Origin of the sequence: Gilliamella sp. B3817 (assembly GCF_026536705.1) — a bacterium.
GTDB classification, from domain to species: Bacteria; Pseudomonadota; Gammaproteobacteria; order Enterobacterales; family Orbaceae; genus Gilliamella; species Gilliamella apicola_I.
The window spans coordinates 399,437-422,980 of the sequence record NZ_JAFNNV010000001.1; the positions used below are offsets into that span (position 1 = coordinate 399,437).

21 protein-coding genes are annotated in these 23,544 nt (G+C 36.4%); 1 reads left to right on the top strand and 20 read right to left on the bottom strand.

Features of this window, described 5'->3' with window-relative positions:
- Window positions 1-43: 43 nt before the first annotated feature.
- The 20 genes from lpxC to J3U36_RS01880 all read right to left on the bottom strand — a co-directional run bounded on the left by lpxC (window position 44) and on the right by J3U36_RS01880 (window position 22,167).
- The gene (lpxC, locus tag J3U36_RS01785; protein ID WP_267352337.1) at window positions 44-958 is read right to left on the bottom strand and encodes a UDP-3-O-acyl-N-acetylglucosamine deacetylase; all 915 of its coding nucleotides are present in this window, start codon (window positions 956-958) and stop codon (window positions 44-46) included.
- A 67-nt stretch (window positions 959-1,025) separates the two neighbouring features.
- A complete protein-coding gene (gene ftsZ / locus J3U36_RS01790) occupies window positions 1,026-2,165 on the bottom strand; it encodes a cell division protein FtsZ (protein WP_065558885.1) in 1,140 nt (379 codons plus the stop codon).
- 81 nt (window positions 2,166-2,246) lie between these two features.
- Window positions 2,247-3,500, bottom strand: a complete 1,254-nt coding sequence (ftsA, locus tag J3U36_RS01795) for a cell division protein FtsA (RefSeq protein WP_065558886.1) — start codon at window positions 3,498-3,500, stop codon at window positions 2,247-2,249.
- Between the two features lie 21 nt (window positions 3,501-3,521).
- A complete protein-coding gene (locus J3U36_RS01800) occupies window positions 3,522-4,355 on the bottom strand; it encodes an FtsQ-type POTRA domain-containing protein (protein ID WP_065558887.1) in 834 nt (277 codons plus the stop codon).
- 13 nt (window positions 4,356-4,368) lie between these two features.
- A complete protein-coding gene (locus tag J3U36_RS01805) occupies window positions 4,369-5,277 on the bottom strand; it encodes a D-alanine--D-alanine ligase (protein ID WP_267352338.1) in 909 nt (302 codons plus the stop codon).
- Window positions 5,277-6,725, bottom strand: a complete 1,449-nt coding sequence (gene murC / locus J3U36_RS01810; RefSeq protein ID WP_411589921.1) for a UDP-N-acetylmuramate--L-alanine ligase — start codon at window positions 6,723-6,725, stop codon at window positions 5,277-5,279. Before murC ends, J3U36_RS01805 begins: the two co-directional genes overlap by 1 nt.
- 167 nt (window positions 6,726-6,892) lie before the next feature.
- On the bottom strand, window positions 6,893-7,945 hold the full coding sequence (gene murG / locus J3U36_RS01815; RefSeq protein WP_267352339.1) for an undecaprenyldiphospho-muramoylpentapeptide beta-N-acetylglucosaminyltransferase: 1,053 nt from the start codon (window positions 7,943-7,945) through the stop codon (window positions 6,893-6,895).
- Window positions 7,945-9,096 (bottom strand): cell division protein FtsW, encoded by a 1,152-nt coding sequence (gene ftsW / locus J3U36_RS01820; RefSeq protein WP_267352340.1) that lies wholly within the window; start codon window positions 9,094-9,096, stop codon window positions 7,945-7,947. Before ftsW ends, murG begins: the two co-directional genes overlap by 1 nt.
- Window positions 9,093-10,427, bottom strand: a complete 1,335-nt coding sequence (gene murD / locus J3U36_RS01825) for a UDP-N-acetylmuramoyl-L-alanine--D-glutamate ligase (RefSeq protein ID WP_267380869.1) — start codon at window positions 10,425-10,427, stop codon at window positions 9,093-9,095. Before murD ends, ftsW begins: the two co-directional genes overlap by 4 nt.
- Window positions 10,428-10,450: 23 nt before the next feature.
- Window positions 10,451-11,533 (bottom strand): phospho-N-acetylmuramoyl-pentapeptide-transferase, encoded by a 1,083-nt coding sequence (gene mraY / locus J3U36_RS01830; protein WP_267380870.1) that lies wholly within the window; start codon window positions 11,531-11,533, stop codon window positions 10,451-10,453.
- A gap of 10 nt (window positions 11,534-11,543) precedes the next feature.
- On the bottom strand, window positions 11,544-12,908 hold the full coding sequence (gene murF / locus J3U36_RS01835; protein WP_267380871.1) for a UDP-N-acetylmuramoyl-tripeptide--D-alanyl-D-alanine ligase: 1,365 nt from the start codon (window positions 12,906-12,908) through the stop codon (window positions 11,544-11,546).
- Window positions 12,905-14,452, bottom strand: coding sequence for a UDP-N-acetylmuramoyl-L-alanyl-D-glutamate--2,6-diaminopimelate ligase (gene murE, locus J3U36_RS01840; RefSeq protein WP_267380872.1), 1,548 nt, complete (start codon window positions 14,450-14,452; stop codon window positions 12,905-12,907). The genes murF and murE overlap by 4 nt, the downstream gene beginning before the upstream one ends.
- A 12-nt stretch (window positions 14,453-14,464) precedes the next feature.
- Complete coding sequence (gene ftsI, locus J3U36_RS01845) at window positions 14,465-16,219, bottom strand: peptidoglycan glycosyltransferase FtsI (RefSeq protein ID WP_267380873.1); 1,755 nt, start codon at window positions 16,217-16,219, stop codon at window positions 14,465-14,467.
- Window positions 16,219-16,602, bottom strand: a complete 384-nt coding sequence (gene ftsL, locus J3U36_RS01850) for a cell division protein FtsL (RefSeq protein WP_267352346.1) — start codon at window positions 16,600-16,602, stop codon at window positions 16,219-16,221. The genes ftsI and ftsL overlap by 1 nt, the downstream gene beginning before the upstream one ends.
- On the bottom strand, window positions 16,592-17,530 hold the full coding sequence (rsmH, locus tag J3U36_RS01855; RefSeq protein WP_267361431.1) for a 16S rRNA (cytosine(1402)-N(4))-methyltransferase RsmH: 939 nt from the start codon (window positions 17,528-17,530) through the stop codon (window positions 16,592-16,594). The genes ftsL and rsmH overlap by 11 nt, the downstream gene beginning before the upstream one ends.
- 15 nt (window positions 17,531-17,545) lie before the next feature.
- Window positions 17,546-17,992, bottom strand: a complete 447-nt coding sequence (gene mraZ / locus J3U36_RS01860) for a division/cell wall cluster transcriptional repressor MraZ (protein ID WP_065558897.1) — start codon at window positions 17,990-17,992, stop codon at window positions 17,546-17,548.
- Between the two features lie 478 nt (window positions 17,993-18,470).
- Window positions 18,471-19,169 (bottom strand): 6-phosphogluconolactonase, encoded by a 699-nt coding sequence (gene pgl / locus J3U36_RS01865; RefSeq protein WP_267380874.1) that lies wholly within the window; start codon window positions 19,167-19,169, stop codon window positions 18,471-18,473.
- A gap of 12 nt (window positions 19,170-19,181) precedes the next feature.
- The gene (gene zwf, locus J3U36_RS01870; RefSeq protein ID WP_267352349.1) at window positions 19,182-20,642 is read right to left on the bottom strand and encodes a glucose-6-phosphate dehydrogenase; all 1,461 of its coding nucleotides are present in this window, start codon (window positions 20,640-20,642) and stop codon (window positions 19,182-19,184) included.
- 191 nt (window positions 20,643-20,833) lie between these two features.
- Window positions 20,834-21,118, bottom strand: coding sequence for a 50S ribosomal protein L25 (rplY, locus tag J3U36_RS01875; protein WP_065558900.1), 285 nt, complete (start codon window positions 21,116-21,118; stop codon window positions 20,834-20,836).
- A gap of 176 nt (window positions 21,119-21,294) precedes the next feature.
- Window positions 21,295-22,167, bottom strand: a complete 873-nt coding sequence (locus J3U36_RS01880; protein ID WP_267380875.1) for a D-hexose-6-phosphate mutarotase — start codon at window positions 22,165-22,167, stop codon at window positions 21,295-21,297.
- A 186-nt stretch (window positions 22,168-22,353) separates the two neighbouring features.
- On the opposite strand from J3U36_RS01880, the gene hemW reads away from it, so the two are divergent.
- A complete protein-coding gene (hemW, locus tag J3U36_RS01885) occupies window positions 22,354-23,487 on the top strand; it encodes a radical SAM family heme chaperone HemW (RefSeq protein WP_267380876.1) in 1,134 nt (377 codons plus the stop codon).
- The last annotated feature ends 57 nt before the right edge of the window (window positions 23,488-23,544 follow it).

Here is a 23,544-nt window from a genome sequence, read left to right on the forward strand (position 1 = left end):
ATTAAAAAATGGAAGCGTTTAAATTCATTTTTAAAACAAATTGTTAAGCTAAAACAAGCTGTTTTGTACCCAATGCGAGCGGAACAGTTTGATCATCAGCAAATGTAACATATTCCCATGCACTTTGCTTAGCTAACAACGCTTGTAATAATTGATTATTTAATGCGTGTCCTGATTTGTAACAAATCACTTCACCTATCATGTTGTGACCACTCATATACAGATCGCCGATAGTATCTAGCATTTTATGGCGAACAAACTCATCCTCAAATCGTAAACCATCTTCATTGAGAACTTTATAATCATCCACCACAATGGCACAATCTAAACTACCACCTAAGCACAAACCTTTAGATTGTAATGCTTCGATATCTCGCATAAAACCAAACGTTCTTGCACGGCTAATCTGACGAATGAAAGATTCAGATGAAAAATCCAACTGATAACGTTGAGAACTATTATCAATTGCTGGGTGATGGAAATCGATTGTAAAATCCAATCTGAATCCACTATATGGTCTCACTTCAGCCCATTTATCCCCATTTTCAACACGTACCGTCTCTTTGATGCGTAAAAACTTTTTAAGCGCATTTTGTTCAACAATGCCAGCATCAAGCAGCAAATAGACAAACGGGCTTGCGCTACCATCCATAATAGGAATTTCTGGTGCATTAACCTCAATAATAATATTATCAATACCCAGTCCTGCTAATGCTGAATTGATGTGCTCAACCGTCGAAATACGCACATTATCTTCATTAACCAGACAGGTACAAAGCATTGTATCGCGAACCGATTTAGCATCCACAGGAAAATCAACATAAGGATTCAAATCAGTTCGACGATATATAACACCCGTATTTTCAGGAGCAGGACGCAACGTCAAAGTAACTTTTTTGCCAGTATGTAAACCGACACCAGTTGCTTGAATTGTCTTTTTTAATGTTCTTTGTTTCATTAGCACCTACTGTTTTTTTATTTGTTTCTATTGAACTATGACAATAAAAAATCAAATAAGTTCACTTTTAATTCGCTTGTTTACGAATAAAAGCAGGAATATCTAAAATCTTATTTTCTTCAAGCGGAGAAATTGCTTGTTCATTCACTACTTTAGCTAATTTCTCTTCTTGTTGACCCAAATTGTTATTTTGGCTAAACAATGAGTTTTGTTGAATTGGTTTGGTTATTTTCGCTTCAGGACGTTTATCCATACCAATACCCGTTGCAACCACAGTAACACGAATTTCATCTGACATATCTGGATCGAAAGTTGTACCAACAACTACTGTTGCATTATCAGAAGCAAAAGCTCTTACCGTGCTACCCACTGTTTCAAACTCTTCCAAACCAAGATCTAAACCAGCGGTTACATTAACTAATACACCACGCGCACCAGATAAGTCGATGTCTTCAAGTAGTGGACTTGAAATAGCCATTTCAGCCGCCTCTTCAGCTCGATTATCGCCACTTGCACGTCCAGAACCCATCATAGCATATCCCATCTCTGACATCACTGTTCTAACGTCAGCAAAGTCAACATTGATATGTCCTGGTTTGGTGATTAATTCTGCGATACCTTGCACAGCACCTTTTAATACGCCATTTGCTGCGGCAAATGCATCTAATAGTTTAACACCACGACCTAAAACTTTTAACAATTTATCGTTTGGTATAGTAATAAGTGAATCGACGTGTTTTGCTAACTCAGCGATGCCTTGTTCAGCAAAAGCCATACGCTTTTTACCTTCAAATCCAAATGGTTTAGTCACAACAGCAACCGTCAAAATACCCAATTCTTTAGCAATTTCGGCAACAACTGGAGCAGCGCCCGTACCTGTGCCACCGCCCATACCAGCGGCAATAAACACCATATCAGCACCTTCAATTGCACTGCGGATGACCTCACGATCTTCCTCGGCAGAGTTTCTACCCACTTCCGGATTAGCACCTGCACCAAGACCTTTAGTCACATTCGTGCCGATTTGGATAGTTTGACCTACCTTAATTCTTTTCAATGCTTGCGCATCAGTATTTGCCGCAAAAAATTCAACACCTTCAATATGCTCAGCAATCATATGTTCGACAGCATTACCACCGCCACCACCGACACCAATAACTTTAATGACTGCTGCTGGTTCATCATCTGCAACCATAGGCTCAAACATAACTTATCTCCAAATATACGATCTAAGGACATTGTACATATAACCGCCAACAATGTCCACGAAGTTCTTGAAATATATTAGCTAAAATTCTTTTTTAAACCAACCGGTCAATCGTTTAGCTATCCCTTTTAATGATGACTTATGATTATCTTTGCCATCATCACTTAATAAACTTTGTTTCCCGTAATGTAATAATCCTACTGTCGTTGAACAATAAGGCTTTTGTACATAATCAGTTAATCCTGAAATATTTAACGGCTGTCCTACACGAACTTGATTTTGAAAAACTTTTTCAGCACACTCCACCATTCCTTTTATTTGTGCTGCACCACCAGTTAATACTATACCTGCAGCTAATTGATATTTTACATTTTGTTTTTTCAATTCATCTTGTAATGATAATAATTCTTTTTGTACTAACGATAATAATTCTGAATAGCGAGGTTCAATTACGTCAGCCAGTGTTTGACGTTGTAAAGAACGAGACGGTCGACCACCGACACTTGGCACATCAATAACTTCATCTTTACCGATTAATGAACCAACAGCACATCCATAACGAATTTTGATATTTTCTGCATCCATTGGAGGAGCACCAAATGCATAAGCGATATCACTCGTCACGACATTTCCTGCATAAGGGATGACAACTGAATGGCGTAATGCTCCGCCTGTGTAAACTGTCACATCCATCGTTCCACCACCGATATCAATGACACAAACCCCTAACTCTTTTTCATCATCAGTTAATACTGCATAGCTTGATGCTAACCCCGAAAAAATAAGCTGATCAACTTTCAATCCACAACGTTCAACTGCTTTTACTATATTCCTTGCCATATCATTATGACAAGTGACTAAATGCACTTTCGCCTTCATCCGAACGCCAGATAATCCTATTGGATTTTTAATTCCTTCTTGCAAGTCAATGGAATATTCTTGCGCAATTACATGTAATATTCTGTGTTCATCTAGTATTCTTACTGATTTGGCAGTATGAACAACATTCTCAACATCTTCGGCAGTCACTTCTTCATCGGCAATTGGCACCATGCCTATCTCATTTTGACAACGTATGTGTTTGCCAGAAAGACTTAAATAAACAGAGGAAATCTGGCAATCAGCCATCAATTCAGCTTGATCAATTGCACGTTGGATTGATTTAACTACAGACTCAAGATCGTTTACACCACCTTTATCAACCCCCTTTGATGGGCAATGTCCAACGCCGATGATATTGACAATACCATCGGGAAGAACTTCGCCAACAAGAGCGAGTACTTTTGATGTACCTACTTCTAGTCCAACCACCAATTTTTTTTCTGTTGCTTTCATATTTCAGCCTTAAATTATTCCCTACTGAGCCATTTTTTCTCTTTGTACTGAAATGCCATTCTCATAACGTAAATCAGCGACCGTTATTCTTTCATCAGCTGGTATTCTTGATTGAATTTCAGGAAATAATTTGATAAATCGTTGATAACGTTGTTCGATATGTTCGTTACCTAACATCAATTTTATTTCATGATTTTCTTCACAAAAATCGGCTATACACTGTTTCACCATTAGCTGCCAAGCATTTCGCTCATCAGCTATCGCAGATTGAATATGCAAAGCTAATTGATTACTAGCTAATTTTTTTGAAAGATCATCTAATTTATAATACGTTTCTAATACTGGTTTTGCTTTACCTTCCGGACCATAAAGTCTGGGTAATTTTAACTCGCCAATACGATCTAGCGGCACACTAAATACATTTCCATTTTTATCTAGTAAAAATAAATCATTCCAATAAAAGACCGGTTTGTACTCTTCGACATAAACAATTAATTTATCTGGCCATTGCTTACGTACACTAACCTGCTTTACCCATGGAAATCTTAATATTTCTTGTTGTATATCATTTACATCTTGACCAATATAAGTATTAGGTAACCCTAATCCCAGAATCGCTTGTCTAAGGTCATCTTCGGTCGTATAAGTGTATTCGCCACTAAAATTTAATTGTGACAATACCATCTGCTCTGGATCATCCATCCAATTTTTAACACTTTGAATGACCCAAACGCTAATAACAATAATTGTTAGTAGAAACAAAAAGCCAATCAACTGCTCTTTGCTACTAAAAATAAGCAAGCGCCTAGTTTTTAGGTTTTCCCTTCTATGAGCGGCTTGCCGAATTTGTTTCATAAAATAAGGCCAGTTATATTGTTGCTGAATTCAAGATTCGACTAACAAGCTCTTTAAATGACCAGCCATATTGTTTTGCAGCCATGGGAACTAAACTATGATCTGTCATTCCTGGTGCGGTATTAACTTCTAACAAATAAGGGATTTGATTAGCATCAAACATAATATCAACTCGTCCCCAACCTCGGCAGCCAACCGCTTTATAAGCATCAAGTGCTAACTTACGGATCTCTTGCTCTTTTTCATCAGATAATCCACTTGGGCAAAAATACTGCGTAGAATCTGACAAATATTTTGCATCGTAATCATAAAACTTTGTCGCCGGTTTGATATGAATTGACGGTAAAACGTCTTCTCCAACAATAGCAACGGTAAATTCTGGGCCAGATAAAAATGATTCAACCATAACAGAATTATCATATTTAAAAGCATGTTCGAGAGCTGTCTTAAGCTCATTAGCATGATTAACTCGCGTCATTCCTACACTTGAACCTTCATGACTTGGTTTTACAAATAGAGGAAGCCCAAGCTTTTGCACAATGGCATCAGTATCAATTGAGCAGCTCTTTTCTACCATAACATAATCAGCAACTGGTAAACCTAGCGCTTTCCAAACTAATTTAGTTTTTAACTTGTCCATAGTTAGTGCAGACGATAAAACATCACTACCGGTATAAGGAATATTTTGATAAGTCAAAATTGCTTGAACAATACCATCTTCACCACCACGACCATGAAGAATGACAAATGCTTTAGTAAAGCCATCTTCTTTTAAGTTGGTAATTGGTTGATCTTTAGTATCTATAAGATGGGCATCAACTCCACTAGCCAATAATCCTGCTAGTACAGCTTGACCTGATTTAAGCGATACTTCCCGCTCTGCAGATGTTCCACCATACAATACCGCAACTTTATCAATCATTATAGACCTTCTCCTGAAAAAATTTGAGCATCGGCTAACTGACGTGCAATACGACCTACACTACCCGCGCCTTGAGTTAATAACAGATCTCCACCTTTTAAAATTTCTTTCATCATTTCAGGTAAGAGATCTAAATCTGAAACATAAATCGGATCCACTTTGCCCCGATTACGAATTGAACGGCACAAAGAACGACTATCTGCTCCGGCAATCGGTTGCTCACCAGCAGAATAAACGTCTAACATTACAAGCGCATCAACCTGAGATAGCACTTGAGCAAAATCATCAAATAAATCACGAGTACGTGTATATCGATGAGGTTGGAATAGCATAACTAAACGACGATCCGGCCAACCATTTTTAGCCGCTTGTATCGTTGCATTAACTTCACTTGGATGATGACCATAGTCATCAACCATCATAATGTCTTTACCATTAGCATGCGGAAAAACGCCTAGTAAATCAAAACGCCGACTTGTACCAGCAAATTTTGCCAATGCATTAATGATCGATTGATCATCTATGCCATCTTCAGTCGCTGCAATAATTGCGGCCGCTGAATTTAAAGCATTATGTTTACCGGGTGCATTTAATTCGATTTCTAAATCATTACGATCTGGACGACACACAGTGTAGTAACTGACGCCTCGTTCTTGGCGATAATTTTTAATTACCACATCCGCTTCTTCACTAAAACCGTAAGTAATAATTTTACGTCCAACAATCGGTAATAATTCACGATTAATTGGATCGTCATAACACATCACCGCTAGACCATAAAAAGGTAAATTACGCAAAAAAGAGATGAATGTTTGTTTAAGATTTTCCACACTACCTTGATAGGTGTCCATATGATCTGGTTCAATATTGGTAACAATAGAAACCATAGGTTGTAAGTGTAAAAATGAAGCATCACTTTCATCTGCTTCAGCAATAAAATAACGGCTACTACCTAATTTAGCATGCGTGCCTGCCGCTTTAACTAAACCGCCATTAACAAACGTTGGATCAAGTTTCGCTTCGGCATAAATAGCGGTGACCATGGCGGTTGTCGTTGTTTTACCATGTGTACCCGCAATAGCGATACCATATCGGAAACGCATAAGCTCGGCTAACATTTCAGCCCGCTGAATAACAGGAATACGAGCTTCCCGCGCTGCTACAACTTCAATATTATCTTGTGAAATTGCGGAAGAGATTACGACAACGCTTGAATTAATCACATTTTCAGCTGCATGACCAATCACAATTTTCGCACCTAATTTTTTTAGATGCTCAGTAACAGCATTTTCTGCAATATCTGAGCCACTAATTTCGTAACCTTCATTAGCAAGAACTTCAGCAATTCCTCCCATACCTGCGCCACCAATACCCACAAAATGGATATGTTTGACACGTTTCATTTGAGGAATAATTGCTCTTAATTCTGCTAATTCCTTTGTATTCACAATCTAACTCCTAAATATTCTGTAGTTGAGTATTTTGTTTATTTTTTATTGAGCTTTTTTAATTTTGTAAAATTCTAATTATGCATTTAAAGCTATTATTATCTAAACATTGATCTAACCTGCAACATCTTGACACGATTATTACATAAAGTTATATCAAAAACTAATTATTTTATCACTGATTTTATCGTATCCGCCACTCTTTCGGTAGAATTTGTAATAGATAGACTTTTCGCCTTAACCGCCATTTCGATTAATTTATCTCTATTTAAATTTCTTAACACACTCATCAATGATTCGCTATTAAAGTCAGGTTGTTCAATAATCTTTGCAGCATCAATATCTGAAAGCGATTTAGCATTCCAAAATTGTTGGCGATCTTTATGCATAAAAGGGACAAAAATCGCACCAATGCCGACAACTTCGATTTCACTTACCGTTAATGCCCCACTGCGACAAATCACAATATCCGCCCAACGATAGGCTTCTGCTACATCAGTAATAAATTCAGTCACTTTATTTTTTGTCATATCACAATCTTGATAGGCTCGCATAACAGGTTCTAGCATGCCTTTTCCTGTTTGATGCCAAACAACAAATTTATCGGATAATTTTGTCATTACCTGAGGAACAACATCATTGAGTACTTTTGCCCCTTGACTTCCGCCCATTACTAAAACTCTAATTGGTTCTTGACGATTTTCAAAACGTTCGTTAGGTTCAGCAATAGTTAATAAATCGTCACGAACAGGATTTCCTACTACTTCAGCTTTTGGAAAAGCTGTCGGAAATGCTTGTAAAACTTTAGTTGCAATTTTTGCAAGCCACTTATTAGTTAACCCTGCTACACCATTTTGCTCATGTAATACGACAGGAATTCCTAATGTCTTCGCTGCAATGCCACCCGGCCCAGACACATACCCTCCCATACCAAGTACAACATCCGGTTGATAAGTTTTTAAGATTTTTCTGGCTTGTAGAACCGCTTTTAAGATTTTATAAGGTGCTTTTAGCATTGCAGCAATTCCTTTACCGCGTAGACCTGATATTTCTATAAAATCAATCTCGATGCCATTTTCAGGGACTAAATGCGCTTCCATTCGATCTGCTGTGCCAAGCCATCTGACTTGCCAGCCTTGTTTCATTAAATAATGCGCAACGGCAATACCTGGAAAAACATGTCCACCTGTACCACCTGCCATAACTAATAATTTTTTCATTACTTTATTGACCTTATTCTTGCTTGGGCTTGTTGTTGTCTAAATTCGAAATCGATTCTAAGTAGGATCGCCACAGCCACACTCATTACAATTAAACTCGATCCACCATAGCTAATGAAAGGTAACGTTAATCCCTTAGTAGGTAACATTCCAGATGTTACCCCCACATTAACAAAGGTTTGAAAACCAAACCAAATACCGATTTGGCAAGCTAAATAGCCAGAAAATTGTAATCCTTCATTTAATGCTCGATACCCAATCGCTAATCCCTTAAAAGCCAGAGAAAAAAGTAATGTCAGCAGGAAAATGACGCCAAGATAACCAAATTCTTCCGAAATAATAGCGAAAATAAAATCGGTATGGCGTTCAGGTAAATAACCTAATTTCAGAATCGAGTTACCCATTCCTTGCCCAGCAAATCCTCCATTACCAATTGCTATTAATGAATTCACTAACTGGTAACCTACACCATTAGCATCTTCCCAAGGATTAAGAAATGTTAATAACCGTTTTAAACGGTATGATTCAAATAATATTAAACTGACAACCGCTGCAACACCTGTCGATAAAATAGCGATAAATTGCCACAACTTTGCACCAGCGATAAATAGAATTCCGATAGTAACAATAAATAATACAATCACTGTGCCTAGATCGGGTTGAAGTAATAGCAAAATGGAAAGCACAGCCATAACGACCATTGGCTTAAAAAAGCCCCAAAATCCATTTTGTACTTCATCTGACTTTCGAGTCAAATAACTTGCTAAAAAGACAAATAAAGCCAATTTAGCAAGCTCTGCCGGTTGAAAGTTAAAAACGCCTAGCGGAATCCATCTTGCAGCGCCATTAATGGAAGACCCCACGCCTAAAACCGCAACAAGCATGATAATTGTCATAATGAGTAATACTGTTCCAAATTGCTGCCAACGTTTCATTGGGATCGATAAGGTTATACACATTAAAACAAGTGAAATACCCAGCTGTATGAGTTCACGCTGAGTATAGAAAAAAGGATTATTATCATTCGATGACATTGACGCTGATGTCACCATAACTAATCCGAATATCATCAATCCAAATACCGTCCAAAGCAATTGATTATCAAAAGGGACGTGAGGATTAACTTGCTTTTTTATAGCCAACGAAATCATTTTTCACTCCTTTGCGCATATTGTTTAGCCAGAAGTGCAAATTGATTTCCTCGCTCTATATAGTTTTTAAATTGGTCTAAACTTGCACAAGCTGGTGAGAGTAAAACAATATCGTTAGCCTCTACTTTTTGAGCGATTATTTGCATAGCCTCAGCTAATGTCGCAGTCATTGTTGTGATTTTGGGTGCTAATTTTGCTAATAACTCACGATCCCGACCAAAACAAAAAATTTCAAGATGACTATTTTTTAGATATGGAATTAATGGAGAAAAATCAGCTGATTTTCCATCACCACCAAGCAATAAAAATAATTTTCCATGACATACGACACTTTTTAAAGCAGCTTCCGTACTACCTACATTGGTTGCTTTAGAATCATTAATCCATTTGACCCCATTTTGTTCCAAAACTAATTCAAAACGATGAGGTAAACCATGAAAGTTGGCTATTGTTGCTAAACTAGATTGTCGTGATATTGATAATTTATCTGCAATAGCTAATGCTGCTAACGTATTGAGATAATTGTGGCTTCCCGTTAGTTTCATTGTTTTAGTCGATAAAACGGGCTTTTCCTGCGCAATCAAATGTGCATAATCATTATCCAGATGATAATCGCCTGCATGTAATCCAAATAACACATTATGACTATCTTTTTCTTTTGGAAAAGTTAGTTTATCATCATGATTTACTACACAGTATTTTGCATTCACATAAATTCGTTGTTTAGCCTCTACATATTGTTTGAGTCCTAAAGGATACCTATCCATATGATCTTCTGAGATATTCAAAATCGTTGCAACCGTTGCATGCAAACTGTGCGTGGTTTCAAGCTGAAAGCTAGACAGCTCAAGTACGTACACATCGCAATCTTGAGCCAGTAAAGATAGTGCAGGTTGACCTATATTGCCACCGACACCCACTTTGATACCTGTAGACTTAACAATTTCACCAACTAATGTCGTCACCGTCGTTTTGCCATTAGCGCCTGTGATTGCCACAATCTTTTTATTAGGTAGTTGATTAACTTCACGACAAAAAAGCTCTATATCGCCAATGATTTCGATACCTTTATCGGCAGCTTGTTTGAGTTCAGGGGTTGATAAAGCGATACCAGGGCTAACAATTATTAAATCAGCATCGAATAGCCAATCGACATTTAAATCGCCTAAATGATAGGCAACTCGTTGATCCAGTTGTTCTAATCCTGAAGGTAATAAACGAGTATCAATTACTTTAGGAATAACATTTTGCGCAAGAAAATAGTCAACACAAGAAAGCCCTGTGACACCTAACCCAATGATAACAACATTTTTACCCTGATAGCGAATCATGATTCAATCCTGATTTAATTTAATTAACGTAATTTCAAGGTTAATAAACCAATTAAGACGAGCATTAACGAAATAATCCAAAAACGTACAATAACTCGAGGCTCTGGCCACCCTTTTAATTCATAATGATGATGAATTGGAGCCATTCTAAAAATTCGTTTGCCACGCAATTTAAATGAACCTACTTGTAAAATGACAGATAGGGTTTCAATAACAAATATTCCCCCCATAATGAGTAATAAAAATTCTTGGCGTAAAAGTACGGCGATAATTCCAAGTACTCCACCTAAAGCCAATGAACCGACATCACCCATAAATACCATTGCGGGATAAGTGTTAAACCATAAAAAGCCAAGCCCTGCACCAATGATAGCAGTACAGACAATCATTAATTCACCACTAAATTTGATATAAGGTATATGCAAATATTCTGCAATAATTGTATTCCCTGTCGCCCACGATACCAGCGCTAAGCCCGCTGCCACAAATACCGTTGGCATAATTGCAAGTCCATCAAGTCCATCCGTTAAATTAACAGCATTACCTGACCCAACAATCACAACATAAGTGAGTAAAATAAATACTAATCCCAACTGAGGCATGACATCTTTAAAAAAAGGGACAACCAACACGGTTACTGAGCTATCTTTTCCATATACATAAAGGCCAAAGGCAACAATTAATGCAATAACAGATTGCCAAAAATATTTCCATCTAGCGATAAGACCTGCCGTGTTTTTTCGAATAACTTTTAAGTAGTCATCAGTAAAGCCAATAATGGCATAACCAATCAGGACAAATAACGCCACCCAAACATAAGGATTACGTAAATCTGCCCAAAGAAATACTGATAACGAAATCGACGCAACGATTAGCGTCCCGCCCATTGTTGGCGTTCCCTTTTTGCTTAAATGGGATTCCGGTCCATCATTACGTATTACTTGTCCAATTTGTAATTTTTGTAACCAATCAATGACTTTTTGCCCCATTATTAACGATATCGTTAACGAGGTTAATAGACCCAAAATAGCTCTTACGGTTAAATAAGAAAATACATTAAAAAAGGTAAAATATTTCACTAAATATTCTGATATCCAAACCAACATAATTTTAATCCTAATTTATTTTTTGTTGTTTAATTAGTTCTATAACGTCTTCCATTTTAGCACTGCGAGAACCTTTAACTAGCATGGTTAAGGTTGGATACTGACGCAATAACGTTATAAGGTAATCTGCTGCATCTTGTTTATTATAAAAATGATGACCGACTTCACTTGCTTGGCTAATGAATTGGCTCAATTTACCGACACTGACAACACAATCAAGTTTTTGTTGTTTAGCTAATGTGCCAATTTGTTGATGATATTTTTGAGCGTCTTGCCCTAATTCACCCATATCGCCAACGACGAAAACTTTATAGCCCGATTGTTTTGCCAGAACATTAATTGCAGCAGACATTGAACCCACATTGGCGTTATAAGTGTCATCCCAAATTAATTGATTTTGGTTTAATTTAATCGGGAAAAGCCTTCCTTTAACTGGTTTTAATGTTGATAATCCTTGTTGAATGCAATCTAAGCTTGCTCCGACAGAAATCGCTAAAGCTGAAGCTGCAATTGCATTTGAAACATTGTGTAACCCTATTAATGGTAATTGGATTTCGCATTCACCAAACGGTGTATGTAATTTAAATGTGGTCACATCTGCCATTTTAATATGACTTGCATAGAAATTGGCTAATGGATTCTCTAATGAAAAAGTCCAAACAGTTTTATCTGTTAATTGCTCAAACCATTTATCTGAACAGCTATCTAAATTGATGATAGCAATACCATCTTTAGTCAACCCTTCAAAAATTTCACCTTTTGCGGTAGCGACACCTTCAAGTGAACCAAAACCTTCAATATGCGCTTCTGCAATATTATTAATTAATGCTGTTTGTGGATGAACTAACTGAGTTGTATAAGCAATTTCACCAATATGATTAGCACCTAGTTCTATCACAGCAAATTGATCATCTTTTGTTAATCTCAATAGTGTTAATGGTACGCCAATGTCATTATTGTAATTACCTTGAGTATAAAGCGTTGTTCCACAATTTTGTAGAATGGCTGCCGTCATTTCTTTAACTGACGTTTTACCCGATGAGCCGGTCAAGGCAACAATTTTAGCGGAACTTTGTTGCCGAATAAAACCGGCAATTTGCCCCAACGCTTGACGTGTGTCTTTAACCACTATTTGTGGAATAGAATTATCCTCAATTGGGTGATTTACGATTACGGCAACGGCACCATCTTTAATTGCTTGTTCGGCAAAATGATGACCATCAAAATTCTCACCAACAAGTGCAATAAAAAGCGATTGTTTTGTAATTTTACGTGTATCAGTACTAATAACATCAATCGTAAAATTACCGTCATGAATATTTAATAATTCACCGTCTACAATTGTTCTGATTTGCTTAATATTTAATGGAATCATGATTGATTCTCTACCCCTAAAAGCTGTTTCACTGTTTCTTGGTCTGAATAGTGATGTTTCGTGTGACCCACGATTTGGTAATCTTCATGACCTTTACCCGCAATTAATATCACATCATTTGCTTTTGCTTCTGCAAGTGCTTTTTTGATTGCTTGTACTCTGTCAGTAATAATCTGAACATTTGAATTATTGATGATACCTTGCTGAATATCATCAATAATTTTTGTTTCATCTTCTGTTCGTGGGTTATCATTCGTCAAAATAATTTTGTCAGCATATTGCGCAGCGATTTCTCCCATTAAAGGTCTTTTGCCTACATCTCTATCACCACCGCAACCAAAAATAACCCATAATGCACCCTTACAGTGAATACGACTTGCTTGGAGTGCTTTTTGTAAAGCATCTGGCGTGTGAGCATAATCCACAATAAATGTCGGGCTATTATTGGCATGTAAAACCTCCATTCGCCCACAAATAGGTTTGAGAAATGAAGCCATATTCACAACAGCGAAAAATGGGAAATCAAGCGTTAATAGCGTCGCTACACATAATAATAAATTTGAGACATTAAACTCACCCAGTAAACGACTGTGTATAATGGTATCGCCCCAACTAGAATGCATATGAATTTTGGCACCCTTATCATGATATTCAATCATCGACACACCAACATAAGGTATATTTAAGTTTTTTAATTTACTTAACGATTTGGGTTGACACGATACGGCTGTTACCTGAGAAAGCTTTTCAATCCAACGTTTCCCATAATTATCATCATAATTAATAATTGCTTTGCCTGCACTTTCGACTTGTCTTTCTTTATTATTAGGCGTAAATAACGACCATTTTGACTTAGCGTATTTACCCATTGTTTTGTGATAATCAAGATGATCTCGACTTAAATTAGTAAAAACTGTTGCAGCAAACGTAACACCTTTGACACGATTCATCACTAAACCATGCGAAGAAATTTCCATGGAAACCACTTTGACATGTTTTTTAACAAAATCGGCTAAATATGTTTGAATTTCAACGGATGAAGCCGTTGTATTGTTTGACGGTTGAAGATGATTATAGATCCCATTTCCAATCGTTCCTAAAAGTGCAACTTTCTGATTTAACAGATTAACGCATTGGGCAATAAGCTGAGTGACTGTCGTTTTACCATTAGTACCTGTCACACCAATAACAGATAATTTTTTAGAAGGTGAATGGTAAAAATGATCGGCAATGCTAGAAAGTTTTTTAGATAGTTGAAAAACTTTAACCTGAGGAATATTTCTTTTTCCATGCTTGATATAATTGATACGTAAATCATCAGATTTTCTATTTGTTTCAATTAATATAGTCACCGCACCAGCTTCTAAAGCTTGAGGAATGAATGATTTACCATCAACGACATTTCCCTTGATAGCGACAAACACATCATTTTTATTTACCATACGGCTATCAATACATATATGATTGAGCGAAAAATCTTTGATCGCTTGATCTTTGTTTCCACCTAATAAACTAAATAAAGTTTTAAATGTGCATGTAGCCATTAATACCACCTATCAATAAATAATCATTTGGCCATCAACTTGGCGATCTGGTTTGACATTCATAGTTCTTAAAACTCCCCCCATAATTCGGCTGAAAACAGGTGCTGATACAGAGCCACCGTAATACTGACCCGCTTTAGGATTATCAATCACAACAACCAGAGAATATTTTGGTGCTGTTGCTGGCGCAATGCCTGCTGTATAGGCTAAATATTGATTAACATAGCGCCCACCAGATAATTTTTTTGCTGTACCAGTTTTAACAGCAACACTATAGCCTGGTACAGAAGCTTTTGTACCACCACCAGTGACAGCAACAGCTTCCATTAATTGGACAACCGTTTTAGCAATTTTTTCGGGTACAACTCGTTCACCTTGCACTGGTTCAGTGACTTTTAATATCGAAACAGGTCGATAAATCCCATAATTCCCGATAGTTGCATACGCTCTTGCTAATTGTAATGGCGTGACACTTAAACCATAACCAAAAGAAAAGGTAGCTCGTTCAATATCCGCCCATTTTCGTACTCTATCTGCTGCAATTGAACCACTGACTTCACCGCCTAAACCCAGTGATGTGGGTTGTCCCAACCCGAAACGACTATAATATTCAACTAGTTCGGCGGGTTGCATTTGTAATGCGAGTTTACTGACACCAACATTACTTGATTTTTCTAAAATTCCTGCCAAATTCAGGGATTTTTGATATGACACATCTTTGATTTCATAGCGATTGACATAAAAAGGTCTGGTATCAACTATCGTATTAAGATCTGCAATCTTTTTTTCTAAAGCGGCCATTACAACCAGCGGTTTTACGGTCGAACCCGGTTCAAATGCATCAGTAACCGCACGATTTCGCAATGAATTATAATTAATTGATGATCGATTATTTGGGTTATACGATGGGCTTGTTGCCATCGCTAAAATCTCCCCTGTATGAACATCAACTAAGACCGCAGTACCACTATCAGCTTTGTTAAACTCAACAGCCTGACTAAGCTCGCTGTAAACCAAAGACTGTAAGCGTTCATCAATACTCAATACTAAATCCGATGCCTTTTCACTCTCAGTGCGCTCTAATTCCTCAATGACGCGTCCAAATCTATCTCGTCTTATTATTCGTTGACCCGATTCACCGGTTAACCATTTGTTATAACTTTTTTCAATCCCTTCTGAGCCTTTCTCATTACGGTTTTCATCGGTATCCGTTAAACCGATTAATTGGGCAATACTTTCAGCTGCCGGGTAAAAACGCTTCGAGGTCTTAGCAAATGCAACTCCCGGTAACTTTAACTTTTTCAAATAATCCGATATTGTTGGCGTAACTTGTCTGGATAAATAAACAAATCGCATCGATGGATTACTTAATTTTTGCTCCAGTATGGCTATTGGTATATTTAATGCTTTTGCTAATCCTTGCCATCTTGCATCATTCGTATTCACGCCACCTTTTTGAATAACTAATTTTGGATCAGCCCAAACATCATACATCGGTACACTCACGGCCAATGCTCGCCCGTTACGATCAGTTATCATAGCCCTTGGTGCATCCATATCCTGACGACGTAAAGAACGTTTATTACCTTCAGCAATCAGTTTATCAGGATGAATGATTTGTAAAATTGCCATTTGAATAATAAGCGCAATAATGGCAGCAATAATTAAACTGTAGACAACATAAAATCGCCCGGGTGCAAAAAACTGCTTTTTACTATTCAATTTATTAGTTTTAACCGCTTTCTTGTTTTTAGTGAGAATTTTCATTATTTACTCTTTATCACTATCACGGTTTCATTTTCAGGAGTCACGTAAGACATCCCTAGTTGATTTTTAGCTTTAGCTTCTACGCGTTTTGGATCGGCAAGTACATTTTCTTCGATAACTAAATTACGCCATTCACTTTCTAATACATCTTGCTCTAACAAAAGTTGCTCACGTTCAAATAACTGCTTGCGAACTTGTTGCGTTGTAATTAGTACTGCACCAGCTGATACGACAATCAGTAACAATAGAAATAAGGACATTTTTTGATGACCAAATAAATCACCAATAATTAAGCCAAACAAGCTTTTATTCGGTTTTCTTTGACTATCTACTTCAACGTAGATATTGTCTTGATAACTTTCACTGTTTGGGTTAGTGTTCATTTTTCTTTTCTGCTATCCTCAGTATTGCGCTTCGAGCACGTGGATTATGATCAATTTCATTAGGACTTGGTTTAACTTTTCCAAGTGACTTTAATTTAGCGCTGCCATATTGTTTTATTTGTTGCTCTGTTAGTGGCAATCCCGCTGGTAAAACAGGACCTTTACTTTGTTTATTTATAAACTGTTTCACAATTCTATCTTCTAAAGAATGAAAGCTAATCACAGCAAGTCTTCCTTCATTCGCAAGAATTGACAGACTATTATTTAACGCATGTTCTACTTCTTCTAATTCGCTATTAATATAGATACGAATTGCCTGAAAGCTACGTGTTGCAGGATGTTTATTTTTATCTTTTCTTGGTGTCGCTTTTTCAATGATATTCGCCAATTCCAATGTTCGGGTTATAGGCGAAACTTTATTCTGTTCAACAATTGCTTTTGCGATTCGTTTCGCAAATTTTTCTTCGCCAAAAGTTTTTAACACCCAAGCTATATCATCTTCATCACTTTTAAGTAACCATTCACTTGCGGTCAAACCCTGATGAATATTCATACGCATATCGAGAGGGCCATCACGCATAAAAGAAAAACCCCGTTCAGGGTCATCCAGTTGTGGCGAAGATACCCCCAAATCTAATAAAAAACCATCTATCTGACCTAATAGACCTAAATTATCAATGTATTGATATACATTGGAAAATTCTCCTCGAATAAAAGTAAATCTAGGGTCAACAATTTTTTTTGCTGCTAATTCAGCTCGTTCATCACGGTCAATAGCGATTAATCTACCTTGTTCGCCAAGTTGTTCAAGTATGAGACGTGAATGTCCACCTCGTCCAAAGGTTCCATCAACATAGATGCCATCTTTTTTAATATTTAGTGCGTCTATCGCTTCGTTCAATAAAACTGTAGTATGTTGATAATCCATCAATTTTTACTCATATTAAATTGTTAAACTTTTCAAATTACTGGATAAGTTTTCCATATCGGTTGGCAAAGCGGCAATGTCCTCACCAATTTGTTGATACCATATTCCTTCATCCCAGATTTCAAATTTATTGGATTGTCCAACAAACATTGTCAGTTTTTCTAGCTTAGCGTAGGTACGTAACGTTTGTGGTAATAATATTCGACCGGAATTATCCATTGAACACTCGGTTGCATAACCTAATAATAGGCGTTTGATCCTTCGTTCCGCTTCGACAATAGAGGATAAAGTCGAAAGTTGTTGTTCAATCATTTTCCACTCAGTCATCGAATAAAGGGCAAGACAAGGATGATATAAACCAATTGTGCATACCATGCCTTCAGACAATAATTCCCGATAGCGAGTGGGGATAGCCATTCGCCCTTTACTATCGATATTGACTGAAATTGCACCACTAAACATTCAAGCGCCCTTATTCATGAAAATTTTGCTAATTTTTATTTGTTATAAATCAAAATATTAAATAATTTGTACTTTATTACCACTTTATCCCACTTTTTACCACAAAAATTTACAAAATAATAGATATTTAATTAATTAATTTTTTAATAATTGCAGTTGGATTTTTTCATTAGCGTGTTGCGAATTAACTATCGGTTTTATATTAAGTTAATTAAAAAAAGGTCATCACTCTGTAAAATTTAAGATTATTTGAATGTTCAACTAAACTTATCTTTGCTAACCAAGATTATTAACATGTATAAAATGTAAACATTGCAGATATTAAGAAAGGTAAAACAGTATTGATGACAATAAACAGATAACAACTTTGATTAAAAAATTAAATTCACAGCAACTAGTTGTGTATTAATTTCATTAAAATCAAAGTAATATTAAAGATAGATATTTGCCAACCTGTTGGTTGGCAAACAAAAATTAATTAGCGAGGAGCCCAAAATCCTATCACATTAACGTTGTCTTGCTGTATAACTGCCCTTATTGGCATCTGGTTAAAATCGGTACCTTGTTCAGCTTGTTCTAACACATTAATTTTACTTTCACCGACTAAATGTAAGTAAATATTTTTACTACTTAATATGATAGGCAGTGTTAGAGTGATACGGTCAAGTGGTGCCGTTAAAGGAGTCATACCAATCACTTTTCGATTTGAGTGCATATCCAAGCCCAATTTTAAATTATCAGCTCCCGGAAACAGCGAAGCAGTATGACCATCTTCACCCATTCCCAAGATCAAAACATCAAAAGGCATCGGTACTTTATCTAAAAGCTGTTCTGTAACTTCAGCACCATCAAACGGATTATCACAACTATTTTTTAAACCAACAAAATTTGCAAGTTTTGCTTTATTTTGTAATAAATAAGTCATGACTAATTTTTCATTACTGGCATCATCCGTATCATCGACCCATCTATCATCAACCAAAGTGATATAAACGCGATTCCATGCTAAGTCTTGTTGACTAAGCAAAGTAAATAAAGGAATAGGCGTTTTACCACCCGAAACCGCAATAGATGCATGACCTTTTTGTTCAATAGCCTGCTTAAGATCATTCACTATACGAGCAGTAAGTTCTTCATTTAAAACCTGACTATTTGCATATCTATTAAGTGTAAACATATTGATGTTCCTTTATTCAAATTCGTGCCAAGAATGCCCATCTTTTGTAATTAAAGCAACAGAAGCAACCGGTCCCCAAGTACCAGCTTGGTAAGTTTTCGGCGGCTCTTTTTCCGAATTCCAAGCACTAATAATAGAGTCTACCCATTTCCAAGCCGCTTCTACTTCATCACGATGAACAAACAATGCTTGGCGACCTCGCATTACTTCAAGCAATAGTCGTTCATAAGCATCGGCACTATGCTGTTGAAAAGCCTCATTAAAGCTTAAATCAAGTTTAGTCGTTTGTAAATTATGTGTGCTATCTAAACCCGGTACTTTGTTCAGAATTTCAATGTCCAAGCCTTCATCAGGTTGCAAGCGAATGGTTAATTTATTTTGTGGTAATGCAGGATAGGATTCACTAAATATATTCAAAGGCAATGATTTAAAATAAACCACGACTTCCGCACATTTGCTCGCTAAGCGTTTACCTGTACGTAAATAGAAAGGCACACCAGCCCAACGCCAATTGTCAATATCAACTCGAATAGCAACGAATGTTTCTGTGCTGCTTTCTTTATTAGCGCCATCTTCTTCTAGATAACCCGGTACGTTTATTCCATTAACAAATCCTGATGTATATTGACCACGAACAACTTTATCATGAAGGTTTGTCTTATCAATAGGTCTTAGCGCATTGAGCACCGCTATTTTTTCATTACGCAAACTTTCATCTTTCAAATTAGCCGGTGGAGACATCGCAATCATTGTCAAAATTTGTAACAAATGATTTTGAACCATATCACGCATTTGACCAGCTTTATCAAAGTAACCCCATCGACCTTCAATGCCAACTTGTTCAGCAACGGTAATTTCGACATGATCGATAGAATTACGGTTCCATAAAGAGGCAAAAACCGGATTAGCAAAACGTAAAGCTAAAAGGTTTAAAACCGATTCTTTTCCTAAATAATGGTCGATACGATAAACCTGCGATTCATCGAAAAATTGTGCAACAGAATCATTAATATCACGAGATGATTGCAAATCCGTACCAAGGGGTTTTTCCATTACAATTCGATTGTGTTTTTGGTTTAATCCAGCGTGCGCTAAACCTTTACAAATTGTACCGAAAGTCCCCGGATGCATTGCAAAATAAAAAATTGCTGTACGATTCTGCTCGAGTTTATTTTTTAAATCGTTGAAACCAGCGATATCATTAACATCTAACTTATGAAAATTAAGACGTTGGCTAAATCGTTGCCAAATATCTTCATCTAATGGTTCTGACATAAATGTTGTAAGTGCTTCTTTAGCCACTTCACTGTAAGCAGATTTATCCCAATCTGCACGACCAACCCCTAATATTTTGGTTTCTTCAGGCAGTTTTCCATACTTTTCTAATTGATATAAAGATGGTAATAATTTACGCCTTGTCAAATCCCCTTTAGCGCCAAAAATGACTAAATTGCAAACTGGGACATCAGACATGGTTTTCTCCTAACTAAAATGATATCAATATGTTTTATTCTATTATGTTGAGTTGTCAGTGTCACCCAGTTAATGCTATAAATCATAACAATAGGCATTTGCCTAATTTAATCTAACACAAAAACAAAAAGGTCACCGTCTGGGTGACCTTTTGTTAGAAGCATTATTGGATGATACACCAATGCGTGAATCTAAACGCGCACAAAGTCCATATGAACTAATTTAGGCTTGAATGGATGACGTTGTACAGCTTGTACTTTTGCTTTAACCGCTTTACCGTCAACTTCAATAGTGAGCACTTCAGAATAAAATTCTGGTTTTTCTTGCATATTGAAAATATGGTTGTGATCAAGCACAACAGATATTGCAGGTTCAGTTCCACCATAAATAATAGCTGGGAATTGACCAGCGTGACGCAGGCGGCGGCTCGCACCCTTACCATGCTCTTTTCTAACTTCTGCTTTTAATGTAAACATGTTTATTTCTCTATGTTATTTAAATAAAAAACCAATTACAGGCGACCCAGTAGTTGGTTATGAAATTGGCGCTTTAAAAAGCTTGAGGATTATAAAGCGTTATGCTTGTAAACGCAAACAATTAATCAACTGGTCAATAGAATTGATTGCGTTTAAACATAACTCGCTATGCAATATTAGACCAATTTAATTTTAAAGCCATATGACGTTTTTTGTGTTGGTGATAATTTAAGTGTTTGATTAATACACGCACTTTCAACACACACCATCTTTTTATATTCTTGGTCATCAAAATCAGCCATCGCTTTAGCTTTATCTGTCCATGGATTCCATGTAACAACATCACTAGCATTAATGTTTGTGAGCTTAATTGTTCGACTAGTATCATTTATGGTTAGGGTGTTTTCAGCATGGGTATAAATACGATCGACTTCTTGATTAAAGGTTAATTGTCCATTAATTGTTGGTTTATTTTCAACAGACAAACGATCTTGATAAGTATTACCTAACCCTTTAACAGTCACATCATCGATATCACTAATACCAAAATAAGTATGTAATGCACTTGTTGCCTCAAAATCACCTTGACAACTTAATGTAACTTCACAGCTCTTGCCGACATGAATCGTTAACCAAATTTTAAAAGGTTTGGCAAAATAGGATTCAGTTTGGGGATTATTCGTTAATGACAAGATGATATCGACACCATTAGCATCTTCCTTGCATGAGTCTAACGTCCATTCAACAATACGAGCAAAACCGTGTGAAGGATTACCTAATTGCCCAAACCAAGGCCAACAAATGGGTACACCGCCACGAATAGCCGTTCCTTTTTTAAAAAAGGTTTTTTCACTTAACCAAATAACTGGGGACGTTTCGGTTGAAGGTTGCCAAAATAATAAATGCGCACCTTGTAGTGATATCGCTGCCGTGCATGTTTTATGGTTAACCGTTAAAATGGGTAATTCACCAAAATGCGATTGTTTTACTGAAGGGCTTATTGACGCTGCTGACAAACCATTATCCAAAATATCGTTAACAATACTCATACTTTCTCCTACAAAAAATAGTCTAATCGATAATTAATATCGAAAATTAATCGTGATTGTACGCTCTTTACACGAAATTTAAAAATACCAAAATAGTAAAAAAAGCTTTTTTTCATGAATTGAAGTAAAATAGTGCAACATTTATATAACCATTCATAAACCGCTATTAAGTTTCAGGATAGGCAGATGTTTTCATATAAAATTCCACTTAGCTTATATATACATATGCCTTGGTGTGTACAAAAATGTCCTTATTGTGATTTCAATTCTCATACCATCAAAAAAACACCTGATTATCGTGCTTATATTGATCATTTGATTAAAGATTTACAGCAAGATATAGCACTTTGTCCTGAACGCTCGATCCATTCGATTTTTATCGGTGGTGGTACGCCAAGTTTATTTTCAGCCGAATTGATTGATCATCTGTTAACAAAAATTAATGAACTAATTCCAATTGAAAAACAGGCCGAAATCACCATCGAAGCTAATCCAAATTCTGTTGATGCAGAAAGATTTACAGGCTATCAACAAGCAGGAATAAATCGTATTTCAATTGGAGTTCAAAGTTTTCAAACTGATAAACTCATCAGATTAGGACGCGTTCACAATCCCCAAGAAGCAATCAATGCTGGGAAATTAGCACATAAACTAAAATTGGACAGTTTTAATTTAGATCTAATGCATGGACTTCCCAATCAAAGTTTAGATGATGCCTTGTTTGATCTTAAACAAGCCATAGCCATTAATCCTCCCCATTTATCTTGGTATCAATTAACCATTGAGCCTAATACACTTTTTGGATCTAAACCACCTGTCCTTCCTGATGATGATAAACTTTGGGAAATTTATCAAATTGGACACCAATTGTTAACTCAACATGGTTATCAGCAATATGAAACGTCGGCTTATGCAAAACCGGAATTGAAATGCCAGCATAATTTAAATTATTGGCGATTTGGTGACTATTTAGGGATTGGATGTGGTGCACATGGTAAAATAACCCAACCTAATGGGGACATTATTCGTACCGTAAAAACACGTCATCCCAAAGGGTATCTTGAAGGGCGTTATATCGAAAAATCTTATACCGTACCAAAGGAAGATCTTGCATTCGAATTTTTTATGAATCGTTTTAGATTATTTGAAGCAACACCTAAAATTGAATTTGAGCAACGGACTTTTTTACCTTTACAAACAATTGACAGGCAAATTAATTTAGCAATTGAAAAAAATTACCTTACTGAGGATAAAGAATATTGGAAAATAACTGAACAAGGAAAATTATTTTTAAATTCTTTACTTGAGATTTTTTTATAACTATTTATTTGATTTATAATAATTATTTTTAATTTTACGCAAATTTAACATTATAAA

Bases quoted from the DNA above. Each gene is read 5' to 3' on its own strand.
- lpxC (WP_267352337.1), bottom strand. From the start codon at position 958: ATGAAACAAAGAACATTAAAAAAGACAATTCAAGCAACTGGTGTCGGT.
- ftsZ (WP_065558885.1), bottom strand. From the start codon at position 2,165: ATGTTTGAGCCTATGGTTGCAGATGATGAACCAGCAGCAGTCATTAAA.
- ftsA (WP_065558886.1), bottom strand. From the start codon at position 3,500: ATGAAAGCAACAGAAAAAAAATTGGTGGTTGGACTAGAAGTAGGTACA.
- J3U36_RS01800 (WP_065558887.1), bottom strand. From the start codon at position 4,355: ATGAAACAAATTCGGCAAGCCGCTCATAGAAGGGAAAACCTAAAAACT.
- J3U36_RS01805 (WP_267352338.1), bottom strand. From the start codon at position 5,277: ATGATTGATAAAGTTGCGGTATTGTATGGTGGAACATCTGCAGAGCGG.
- murG (WP_267352339.1), bottom strand. From the start codon at position 7,945: ATGAAAAAATTATTAGTTATGGCAGGTGGTACAGGTGGACATGTTTTT.
- ftsW (WP_267352340.1), bottom strand. From the start codon at position 9,096: ATGATTTCGTTGGCTATAAAAAAGCAAGTTAATCCTCACGTCCCTTTT.
- murD (WP_267380869.1), bottom strand. From the start codon at position 10,427: ATGATTCGCTATCAGGGTAAAAATGTTGTTATCATTGGGTTAGGTGTC.
- mraY (WP_267380870.1), bottom strand. From the start codon at position 11,533: ATGTTGGTTTGGATATCAGAATATTTAGTGAAATATTTTACCTTTTTT.
- murF (WP_267380871.1), bottom strand. From the start codon at position 12,908: ATGATTCCATTAAATATTAAGCAAATCAGAACAATTGTAGACGGTGAA.
- murE (WP_267380872.1), bottom strand. From the start codon at position 14,452: ATGGCTACATGCACATTTAAAACTTTATTTAGTTTATTAGGTGGAAAC.
- ftsI (WP_267380873.1), bottom strand. From the start codon at position 16,219: ATGAAAATTCTCACTAAAAACAAGAAAGCGGTTAAAACTAATAAATTG.
- ftsL (WP_267352346.1), bottom strand. From the start codon at position 16,602: ATGAACACTAACCCAAACAGTGAAAGTTATCAAGACAATATCTACGTT.
- rsmH (WP_267361431.1), bottom strand. From the start codon at position 17,530: ATGGATTATCAACATACTACAGTTTTATTGAACGAAGCGATAGACGCA.
- mraZ (WP_065558897.1), bottom strand. From the start codon at position 17,992: ATGTTTAGTGGTGCAATTTCAGTCAATATCGATAGTAAAGGGCGAATG.
- pgl (WP_267380874.1), bottom strand. From the start codon at position 19,169: ATGTTTACACTTAATAGATATGCAAATAGTCAGGTTTTAAATGAAGAA.
- zwf (WP_267352349.1), bottom strand. From the start codon at position 20,642: ATGTCTGATGTCCCAGTTTGCAATTTAGTCATTTTTGGCGCTAAAGGG.
- rplY (WP_065558900.1), bottom strand. From the start codon at position 21,118: ATGTTTACATTAAAAGCAGAAGTTAGAAAAGAGCATGGTAAGGGTGCG.
- J3U36_RS01880 (WP_267380875.1), bottom strand. From the start codon at position 22,167: ATGAGTATTGTTAACGATATTTTGGATAATGGTTTGTCAGCAGCGTCA.
- hemW (WP_267380876.1), top strand. From the start codon at position 22,354: ATGTTTTCATATAAAATTCCACTTAGCTTATATATACATATGCCTTGG.